At 70.0% G+C, this 10,733-nt stretch carries 5 protein-coding genes and 2 pseudogenes; 1 reads left to right on the plus strand and 6 read right to left on the minus strand.

What is annotated here, in order from left to right; genetic code table 11:
* From VF794_RS36620 to VF794_RS36645, 6 genes and pseudogenes are all read right to left on the minus strand, one after another.
* Window positions 1–758, minus strand: a pseudogene (locus VF794_RS36620) (hypothetical protein); the annotation flags it as partial.
* Window positions 755–1,921: a hypothetical protein gene (locus VF794_RS36625; RefSeq protein WP_331117804.1), complete on the minus strand. Its 1,167-nt coding sequence runs from the start codon at window positions 1,919–1,921 to the stop codon at window positions 755–757. The gene VF794_RS36625 and the pseudogene VF794_RS36620, both read right to left, overlap by 4 nt.
* A gap of 34 nt (window positions 1,922–1,955) precedes the next feature.
* Window positions 1,956–3,575, minus strand: coding sequence for a DUF2330 domain-containing protein (locus VF794_RS36630; RefSeq protein ID WP_331117806.1), 1,620 nt, complete (start codon window positions 3,573–3,575; stop codon window positions 1,956–1,958).
* Window positions 3,576–3,708: 133 nt separating this feature from the next.
* Window positions 3,709–6,840 carry an efflux RND transporter permease subunit gene (locus VF794_RS36635; protein WP_331117808.1) on the minus strand — a complete coding sequence of 1,044 codons (3,132 nt, stop codon included), beginning with the start codon at window positions 6,838–6,840 and terminating at the stop codon, window positions 3,709–3,711.
* Window positions 6,837–8,039, minus strand: a pseudogene (locus VF794_RS36640) (efflux RND transporter periplasmic adaptor subunit). Before VF794_RS36640 ends, VF794_RS36635 begins: the two are co-directional and overlap by 4 nt.
* Before the next feature lie 15 nt (window positions 8,040–8,054).
* Window positions 8,055–9,407, minus strand: coding sequence for a TolC family protein (locus VF794_RS36645; protein WP_414641007.1), 1,353 nt, complete (start codon window positions 9,405–9,407; stop codon window positions 8,055–8,057).
* Window positions 9,408–9,661: 254 nt separating this feature from the next.
* On the opposite strand from VF794_RS36645, the gene VF794_RS36650 reads away from it, so the two are divergent.
* On the plus strand, window positions 9,662–10,733 hold a 1,072-nt coding region (locus VF794_RS36650; RefSeq protein WP_331117812.1), incomplete at its 3' end, for a putative metal-binding motif-containing protein.

Here is a 10,733-nt window from a genome sequence, read left to right on the forward strand (position 1 = left end):
ACCCGCTGGTTCCCCGAGTCCGCGATGTAGAGGTTGCCCTGCGCGTCCATGGCGATCTTCCCGGACGGCGAGGCCGCCTGCCCCGCCGGCCCCTGAATCTTCGCCCCAAGCGCCGGACCCTCGTCTCCACCGAAGCCCGCCTCGCCCGTGCCCACCACGGTGGTGATGATGCCCCGGGTGTCCACGCGCCGCACCCGCTGGTTCGCCTGGTCCGCGATGTACATCGAGCCGTCCGGCCCGAAGACCGTGGCCACCGGCAGATCCAGGATCGCCGCCACCGCCGGCCCTCCGTCCCCTCCGAACGAGCGCTTGCCCGTCCCGGCGATCGTCTCCATCGCCCCCGTGCCCACGTCCATCCGCATCACCTTCGAGTTGTGCCAGGCGCTCAAGATGAGCCGGCCCTGGGGATCGAAGGAGATGTGCGTGGGGTGGTTGAGGCCGAGGTGGTGCGCATGGTGCTCCGTGGCATCACCGAGCTCGCCGGTGCCGATCACCGTCTCCACCGTGTCGTCCTGCTTCACCACGCGCACGCGGTGGTTGTTCCAGTCCATCACCCAGGGCCGCCCGTCCGGGCCCACGGTGACGTCCTGCGGCAGGTACAGCGGCGTCTCCAGCCGGGGCTGGCCCTCGGCGCCGAGCCCCGCGAAGCCCGTCCCCATGTAGTTGCAGATCGTGCCCGACGTCTTCGGACAGGCGTCCTCCGCGCCACAACCCGACAGCGCGAGGACGAGCAGCGGCAGAACGTAGGTCGTTTTCATTTCAGGGCCTCCGCCGGCACGCGGCGAATGCGGTGGTTGTAGGTGTCCGCGATGAAGAGGTTGCCTTCCGAATCCAGCTCGATGCCAAAGGGACGGGCCAACTGCGCCTCCTCCGGCGCCTCCCCATCCCCCGTGAAGCCACGCGTCCCCGTCCCCACCACCGTGCGCAACCGGCCCGTCTCCGGCTCCAACCGGCGCACCACGTGGTTGTCCGTGTCCGCGATGTACAGCCGCCCCTTCGCGTCCATCGCCAGGTCCCTCGGGGCGTTGAGCGTCGCCTCCAGCGCGGCCGCCTCGGAGACGCTCGGGCCCACGGTGCCGGTGCCCACCACCGTGCGGATGACCCCCGTGGCCAGGTCCACCGCGCGCACCCGGTGGTTGTCCGTGTCCGCGACGTAGAGCGTCCCCTTCCCATCCAGCACCACCGCGCCCCCGGGCTGCGGGTTGCCTCCCGTGGGGAAGGACAGCTTCGCCGCGAGCGCGGGGCCTCCGTCTCCGCCGTACCCCTTCTCCCCCGTGCCCACCACCGTCTGCACCGTGCCGTCCGGAGCGATGCTCCGCACTCGCTGGTTGCGCTGATCCAGCACATACACCGTGCCGTCCGTCGCCACCGCGGCGCTCTTGGGCTGATCCATCAGCGCCGCCCCCACCTGCCCGCCGTCCCCCCGGAAGCCCGGCCCCGCGCCGCACAGCACGCGCACGCGGCCCGTGCTGGGGTCCCACGTGCGCAGCTTGTGATTGTGCCAGGCCACCAGCAGCCCCGTGCCGTCCGGCAGGAAGGTGAGACCCGTGGGGTGGTTGAGGTTGACCGTCGTCCCGAGCGCGCCCTCGGCCCGCAGATCGCTCAAGTCCTCCGGTCCGTCTCCGATGGTGGGCGTGCCGATGACCGTGGTCATCTTCCCGTCGGCCTCCACGCGGCGCACGCGGTGGTTGTTCCAGTCCATCACGTAGGCCCGACCATCCGGTCCGAAGGTGACGTCCATGGGCCAGTAGAGGGCGGTGGCCTCCCGAGCAAGGTCATCGCCGTTGAAGGCGGCCTGACCGGTGCCCGCCCAGGTGCAGACGTGCTCCGGCCCGCAGCCGTCATCGCCGCAGCCCGAGAGCACGGGAAGGCACAGGCCCAGGGACGTGAGAAGAATCGTAGGGAAACGGAACGGCTTCATGGAAAGACCCTCATCCCAGCGTCGTGGTCACACCTCAGTTGCGGCGACGGCGCAGGCTCCATGCACCGAACAGCAGGGCCAGCATCGCCGCCGAGCCCGCATCCGTGGCCCCGCAGCCGCAACCGCCCACCCTGCCTCCACCCAGCTCCTGGATGACGCCCAGGATGAGCGGGCTGTTGTCCTTCAGGATGGCCGGTGCGCCCACTTCGCTGTACTGCTCCACCCGCTCCGCGTTGGGGCCCTGGTTGATGGGCTGGTTGAGGCGCGTGAAGAAGTAGCGCCCATCCGGCAGCTCGATGCGCACCTCGCGCTTCGTGAAGTCCTGCTGGCAGGACTCGAAGTGGGCCTTGGCGGTGAAGACGTTGGAGACGTCCGGCGCGTCCGTGTTGAAGTCGAAGTCCGGGTCCACCGTCATCTCCTCGGCGGACATGGTGGTGTACAGGCGCGTGAGGTACGGGTAGGCGTTGAGCAGCGCAGCGGCCGACTTCATCGGCTGCACCACCTGCGCCTCCAGCTCCTTCGCGAAGCCCTGCGCGTCGAAGGGCGCCCGCCCCGGATCCGAGTCGATGGAGGACCGGTAGTAGCTCAAGTTGTTGTAGAACTGTACCTCTTGCACGCCCTGCTGCACGAGCGACGCCGGCATGGGGATGAACCTGCGCAGCAACCCCTGCACCGAGCTGTCGCCCAGGAAGCCCTGGGCCATCATCGCGTTGGCGAAGTCCACCGGGTGCGTGTAGGTCGCGAGCGCGGCGGTGTTGTAGTTGCGGCCGAAGAACTGCGTGAAGTTCTGCCCGAAGCTCGTCGCGCTCCCGGCGAACTCGGTGAGGAAGGCGCGACCGCCGGCCTCGTCCACCGCCGCCGTGGCCACCTGCGGGTAGTTGCGCCCCCCCGACAGCCAGTCCACCCGCGTGGGGTTGATGAGCACATGCCGGTAGTTCACCGGCACGGCGCGCTTCTGCGCCAGCACGTAGGCGATGATCGGCATGTCCGGGCGCGCCGCGATCGCCGTGAGCCGGATGGGGATGCAGGGCCGGTTGCCCTCGAACTTCACCACCAGGGGCTTCAGGTCCCCCACTCCCTTGTCCTGCTGGAGCTTGAGGGCGATGAAGTAGTAGCCGTTGCCCACGTACGGCTCGAGCGCCTTCCCCGTCGACTCGGGGATGTCGTAGCCGTTGGTGGTGAGCCAGGTGCGCAGCTCCACCGCGTCGTCCGCGGTGAGGGTCACCGCGTCATAGGGCCCCACGTCCTCTCGCGACACCACCACCACGCCCCCGGCCCCAGCCTCCGGGGGAGCACTGTCCGCCACGTCCCCGCCCCTCGGCAAGCCGAACAGGGGACTGCACGAGTCGTCCCACTGGAGTTGGAACCGCGGCTGCGTCACCTGATCCAGGTAGGTGAAGAGCTGCGCCGAGCCAATTTCCAGCGGCTTGGGCCTCGCCTGGACTGGCACCACCCAGGCGAACTTCCTCGCGTCGCCCTGGTATTGAATCTGGATGTGGGCCTCGACCGCGTTGCCGCTGACGCCGAAGACGATGCGCTCCCCGGCCTGATCAATAGGCGTCTGGGCACAGAAGAAACCGCCGCAGGCCTCGGCCCTGGGTGCGGACAACAGGCCCACGGCCAGCAGGGCTCCGAACAACACCGCATGACGCATGCACAACCCCCTTGAGGAAAAAGCGCGGGGGGTGCGTTGCAAGCCGCCGGCCGATCGTCAAACCCGCGACTTCACACGTGGCGGGAGACGCGGACCCCTCAGAAATCCACGAGGGGCCCGCGAATCCACGGCGTCAACTCCCGGCGAGCCGGGGCTTGTCGCCCCCGGGGAGCGAGGGGCCCTGTCCCCCGGAGCCCGAGCCGTGCTCGTCGGAGCCCTGGCCGCGCAGCTTGCTCCACCGGGTCATCATCCGATCCGCCACCACGTAGAAGGCGGGCACCACCAACAGGCTGAGCACGGTGGAGACGGACAGGCCTCCCAGCACGGCCACGGACATGGGCCGGCGCGTCTCGCTGCCAGCACCCAGCGCCAGCACCGCCGGCACCGCCGCCATCATCGTGGCCAGCGTCGTCATGAGGATGGGCCGCAGGCGCACCGGCCCCGCCCGCTGCATGGCCTCCACCGCGTTCGCGCCCTGCTCGCGTTGCTGGAGCGCGTAGTCCACCAGGATGATGGAGTTCTTCTTCACGATGCCCATCAGCAGCAGCAGGCCGATCATGCTGAAGATGTTGAGCGTCGTGCCCGTGGCCGCCATCGCGAACGCCGCCCCCGCCACCGACAGCGGGAGGATGGTGAGCACCGTCACGGGGTGCATGAACGAGTTGAACTGCGAGGCGAGCACCATGTACGCCACCCCGATGCCCAGGAGGAGGGCGAAGAGGAGGCTGCCCATGGACTCCTGGAAGGCCACGCTGGAGCCGCCGAACACCACGCGGGTGCCGCCCGGCAGGTCCTTGGCCAGCTTCTCCACCGTCTCCAGCGCCTCCTGCTGGGTGGCGCCGGGGGCCACGTTGGCGAAGATGCTGATGGCGCGCTCGCGATCCTTGCGGGTAATGGCCTGAAGCGCCGGACGCTCCTCCTGCTTCACCAGCGCGGACAGCGGCACCAGCTCGCCCGTGCCCGTGCTCACCTTCAGCATCGACAGATCCTCCGGCCGCGAGCGCTGATCCTTCAGCAGGCGCAGCCGCACGTCGATGCGGCGCCCGCCCGTGCTGTACTTGCCCACGCGCACCCCGCCCACCAGGGCATTGAGGGTGGTACCCACCGTCTCCATGGACACGCCCAGATCCGCGGCACGCGCCCGGTCCGGGGTGATCCGCAGCTCCGGCATGCCGAGCTGGTAGTCCGTGTCCACGTCCACCACCTTGCCGCTCGCCTGGAGCTGCTCGCGCATGTTCGTGCTGGACTCGATGAGCCGCTCCCAGTCCGAGCCGCGCACGCTGAACTCCACCGGGAAGCCGCGCGAGGCGGTGAAACCGCTCTGCGACAGGTCCATCACCACCGCGCGCAGGCCCGGGTACGAGTTGAGCTCCTTGCGCAGCAACTGGTTGAACTCGGACTGCGGCATGCGCTGATCCGGCGGCACCAGGGTCACCATCAACATGCCGCCGTTCACCCCGCCGCCACCGCCGCCCACCACCGCGAACATGCGCGTCACCTCGGGCCGGGTGCGCAGGAACGCCTCGGCCTTCAGGAAGAGTCGATCCGTCTCCTCCACGGTGCTGCCCACCGCCGTCTGGAGCCGGATCATGATGCGACTCTGATCCTGCGAGGGGACGAACTCGCTCGACAGGCTCTTGAAGGCGAAGCCGGACAACGCCATCAGCGCCAGGGCGCCGCCCAGCACCCACCAGGGCCGCCTCAGCCCCCGCGCCAGCACCTTGCCGTACTGGTGCTCCATCCAGGTGAAGCCCCGGTCCACGAGGAGGCCCACCTTGCTGCGGCCCTCGCGACCCGTCTTGAGGAGCTGCGCGCACCGCGCCGGCGCCAGGGTGATGGCCTCCACGTAGGACAGCAGCACCGCCACGCACAGCGTCACGCCGAACTGGAGGAAGAACTTGCCGATGATCCCCTTCATGAAGATGACGGGGAGGAAGATGGCCACCACCGCCAGCGTGGCCGCCAGGGCCGCGAAGGTGATCTCGTGCGTGCCCTCGCGCGCCGCGCGCACCCGCTCCTTCCCCTCTTCCGAGTGCCGGAAGATGTTCTCCATCACCATGATGGCGTCATCCACCACGATGCCCACCGCCAGGGATAGGCCCAGCAGGGTGAAGGTGTTGAGGGTGAAACCCAGGAAGTAGATGACCGCCACCGTGCCCAGCAGCGACATGGGGATGGCGAGGATCACGTTGAGCGTGCTGGAGAGCGAGCCGAGGAACGCCCAGCACACCAGCGCCGTCAGGATGCAGGCCAGCAGCAGCTCGAACTCGATCTCGTGGACGCTCTCCTCGATGAATCGGGTGGAGTCGAAGTTGACGCCCACCTCCATGCCCTCGGGCGCGGTCTTCTGAATCTCGGCCACTTTGGCGCGCACCCCTTGGGCCACGGCCACCGCGTTGGCGCCGCGCTGCTTGCGGATGCCGAGTCCCTGCGCGGGCTCGCCGTTGACGCGGGCCATGCGGCGCAAGTCCTCGAAGCCGTCTTCCACCAGCGCCACGTCGGACAGGTAGACAGGCGAGCCGTTGCCCTCGCGCACCACCAGGTGGCGAAGTGTCTCCAGATCCAACGCCTCGCCCATGACACGGACGTTGACCTCGCGGCCCTCCGTCTCGATGCGGCCAGCGGGCAGCTCCACGTGCTCGCTCCGAAGCGCGTTGGTGACGTCCGCGACGGTGAGCCCGCGCGCGTCCAGCTTCTCCGCGTCCACCCAGATGCGCACGTTGCGCTCCAGCGAGCCGCCCAGGGTCACCTCGCCCACGCCCGGCACCGTCTGGAGCACCTCCTTCACCCGGTAGCGCGTGAAGTCGGAGATGAGCTGCCGTGAGAAGGGCCCGGACACGCCCAGCCACATGATGGGCTGATCCTCCGGGTTGCTCTTGGAGATGACCGGCGGATCGATGTCCCTCGGCAGGCGGTTCTGCGCCTGGCTCACCTTGGACTGCACGTCTTGGAGCGCCTGATCCACGTTGCGTGACAGATCCAACTCCACGGAGATGCTACCGCCGCCCTGGCGCGCGCTGGAGGTGATGGTCTTGACGCCCTCCACCTGCATCGCCGCTTCCTCGAGCGGCTCGATGATGTCGTTCTCCACCGCCTCCGGCGAGGCCCCCTCCCAGCTCACGTTGATGCCGATGACGGGGTAGTCCACGTCCGGGAACTGGCTGATGCCGATGCGCTGCGCCGCCACCAGTCCGAAGACGATGGTGGCCGCCATCAACATCCACGCGAAGACGGGCTTCTTGATGCAGACCTCGGTGATGTTCATCGAACGGCCCCTCCGTTGTTCGCGTCCGGCTCCTGGCGCGGCTCACCCGTGAAGGTGGGCTTGGGGCCCTCGGCGATGCGCACCGCGGCACCGTCCTTGAGCGCCTCGCCACCGCGCACCACCAGCTGCTCGCCGGGCTTGAGTCCCTCGCGCACCTCCACCAGCCCGTCCGCCGTGCGCAACCCGAGCTCCACCACGCGCTCGCGCGCCTAGCCGTCCTGCACCACGAAGGCCAGGAAGCCGCGCTCGCTGGGGCGCACCGCCGTCTGGGGAATGACCGGAGCCCCCTTGGCCGTCTCCACCGGCACCGTCACCGTGGCGAAGGCCCCCGGTCGCAGCGCCTTAGCCTCCGCGCCGCTCACCTCCGCCGTCACCTTCACCATGCGGCTCGCTGGATCCGCCGCGTCGGCCACGTAGCTGATGCGGCCCGTGTACGAGCGCCCGTCCGAGCGCACCGTGAAGCGCGCCGGCATGCCCGGCTTCAGCCGCGCCACGTCCGACTCGGGGACGGTGAAGCGCAGCAGCAGCGGATCCCTCCGCAGCAGCGTGGCCATCACCGTGCCCGGCTGCACGTACTGCCCCGTCTGCACCGTGCGCGTCTGCAACACGCCCTCCATGGGCGCCTTCACGTACGCGTCCCGCAGGTTCAGCTCGGCCTGATCCAGCGCCGCCTTCGCCGCGCTCGCGTCCGCCGCGGCGGTGCGCGCCCGCGCCTCGGCCGTGTCGAGCTGCTCGGCCGGCAGCAGGCCCGGCTTCACCTCGTTGGCCGCCGTACGCCGCCCGGCCGACGCCTGCGCCTCCTCCTTCGACGCCTGCGCCTTCTCCAGCGCCGCCTGCGCCGAGCGCACCGCGATGCTGTAGCGCGTGGGCTCGATCTCCGCGAGCACCTCGCCCTTCTTCACCGTCTGGCCTTCCATGAAGCGCACCTGCTCCACCACGCCCGCCACGCGCGCGGTGATCTGCACCTGCTCGAAAGCCTCCACCGAGCCCACCGCCGAGACGACATACTCCACGTCGCGCGACTCCACCGCCGCGACCTCCACGGGGAACTGGAGGGGCCCTCGGCCGCCAGGGCCTCCGCCCTTGCCACCCCCCTGGGCCCCGGGAGCGCCAGCGCCTCCCTTGCCCGCAGCAGCCCCATCCGCCTGCTTCCCACACCCCGACCCCAGGGCGAGCGCGACGCTCAGCGCCAGTGCCATGACATGAATCTTCACTTACGGCTCCTTCCCCAGCGGATCGAGTCCCACGGCGGCCCGCAGCTCCAGCAGCGAGGACCCCAATGCATAGCGAGCCCGGGCAAGCGCCACCTCGGCCTCGAACTGCCTCACCTGCGCATCACTCAAGGCCAACGCCGAGACGAGTCCCTGGCGATACAGGATGCTCGTCTCCTCCGCGTTCTGGCGGGCGGCCTTGAAGGCCACCTCGCTCCGATCCAACGCGGCCTGGAAGGTGCGCAGTGACACCCGCGCGCGCTCCACCGCCACGTCCACCCGACGCACCCGCGCCTGTGTGTCCAGCTCCAACGCCCGAGCCAGGGCCAACCGCTCCCGGCGCTCCGCGTAGCGCTCGCCACCGTCGAAGAGCGTCCAGGAGAGATCCACCGTGAAGAAGATGTCGCTCGTCCGGCCGGTGAGGCCCGCCTCGTTCGTGTAGCGGTACTGGGCGCTGGCCCCAAGCGAGGGGAACAGGCGGGCCAGGGGCTCGCGCGCGCTGGCCTCCTGCGCCTGCACCCGCAGCTTCGCGGAGAGGATGTCCGGGCGGCGCTCCTCGGCCTTGTCGGCCAGTCCCATGAAGGAGTCCACGGGGCGCGAGGCCTCGGTGAGCAGTTGCTCGGGCGCGGCCAGTGGACCCTCCACCGTCGTCACCAGGAGGTAGCCCAGCTCCAGGCGGCTCGTCTGGGCCTGGCCCACCGATTCGGCGAGCTGCGCCTCCGCGCTGGCCACATCCAGCTCCGCACGCGTCACGTCATTCGTGCTCGCCAGCCCCGCCTGCGCCCGGGCACGCGCTTCCTCGAGCGACTGGCGTGCCAGGGCGAGCCGGCGCTCGGAGGCCTCGACCACCTGCTGAGAGCCCAGCGTGGAGAGGAAGGCATTGGCGGCCTGGAAGCCCACCTGACGGCGGGTCTCCACCGCGTCCTGCTCCGACGCCTCGCTGTCGCGCTTCGCCGCCTGGTAGAGCGGGAAGCCGCGCGCGTCGAAGAGGGTGATCCGGGCGACGGCCGTTCCTCCCAGGCCGTTCAGGCGCTGCTGCACCACCTCTTCTTCGCCCACCTGCCGCGTCAGCTCCTGCGTGCGGCGGGTATAGGTGCCCGTGGCGCTCACCCTCGGGAGGAAGAAGGCGCGGGCGCGGCCCACGCGGGCCCCAGCGGCCTCGGCGCGGGCCTGGGCCGACAGCACGCCCTCGTTCTGCTCGGCCGCGAGCGACACCGCCCGCTCCAGCGTCAGCGGCTCCTGCGTCGGGGGGGGGGAAGGGGACGCCGGCTGCTGCTCCTGCGCACGCACGTCAGGCGCACAAAGGGCGAGCCAGGCACACATGGGGACGGCAAAAGCGGATCGGATGAAGGTCATGCGCGTGCGAAGGGGGCCATCCGGGGGGCGAGCGACAGGAGGTGACCATATAGCGGACACTTTGAGGTCCAGCCATGGGAAGGTGCCTGTCTAGACGCTGCATCGCACCTCGGGCTAATGGTGAAGCGGACGATGGCTTTCACGACGGGCGCGATGCGCCCGGGAATGCACGAGCAATGCGTTTATTCCTGGTGACGGTAGGAATCTTGGCACTGGCCGGTTGCAGTCGGGGGACCGACTCCGGACAGGGGGCCGTGCGCGTGGAACTCTTCTACGCGTCGTTCCGTCCCGGGTGTCTGACGGTGACCGTACTGGACGAGGCGGACGCGAGCCGCACCGAGACGCAGGAGCTGCCCGTGGAGTCGCGGCGCAGCGACGACAAGACGGTGGCGGTGTTCCGCAAGGCGGACTGGAGCCGCAACCTGCGGGTGACGGCGAGCGCGCGCGAGGCCTCGTGCTCGGGGCCCGAGGTGGCCACCAGCTCGCAGTCCATCGAGGTGCCCCAGACGGGCGCCACGGTGGTGTACCTGGATCTGCGCGCGCAGGATCTCGACGGGGACGGGTTCGTCTCGGCGCGAGCACCCGGCAAGGGCACGGACTGCGACGACGAGGACGCGAAGGTGTACCCCGGCGCCCCGGAGACGTGCGACGGCAGGGACAGCAACTGCTCCGGCAACGAGAACGACGCCACCGACAAACGCGGCTACTACGTGGACGCGGACGGAGACGGCTACGGCAACGCCCTTCAGGTGGTGCGGGGCTGCATGCCGCCCTCGGGCTCGGTGGCCGAGGCCGGGGACTGCCACGACGCGGACAAGACCATCCACCCGGGACAGCCGGAGCCGCGCTGCGACGGGGTGGACGAGGACTGCGACGGCACGGCGGACGATGAGTTCCGGCCTGGGACGGCCTGCGAGACGGAGCTCGGGTGCGCGGGTACGCGCCAGTGCGCCGATGACGCCACGACGGCCGTGTGCATCGCCACGCAGTCGCCCCTGGAGTGGTTCGTGGATCAGGACGGTGACGGGCGCTTCGGTACGAGCGTGGGCGTGTCCTGCGACATGCCGCCGGGCGCGAAGTCCACGAAGGACGCCGACGAATGCAACGACACCTCGCGCTTCATCGGCGGCGCCGAGGTGTGCGACCGGCTGGACAACGACTGCGATATGCCCAAGGCCGTGGACGAGGGCGTCTGCGTCGGAAACGCCTGGACGTCGCGGACCGTGCTCGACACGAGCGCGACGTGGGAGGCGGTGGCCACCCATGGCGCGGGCTCGGCGTGGCTCGCGGGAGCGGGCGGCCGGCTCGCGCACGTGCGCGGCTCCA

Source organism: Archangium sp., assembly GCF_036389735.1.
Taxonomy (GTDB): Bacteria; Myxococcota; Myxococcia; order Myxococcales; family Myxococcaceae; genus Archangium.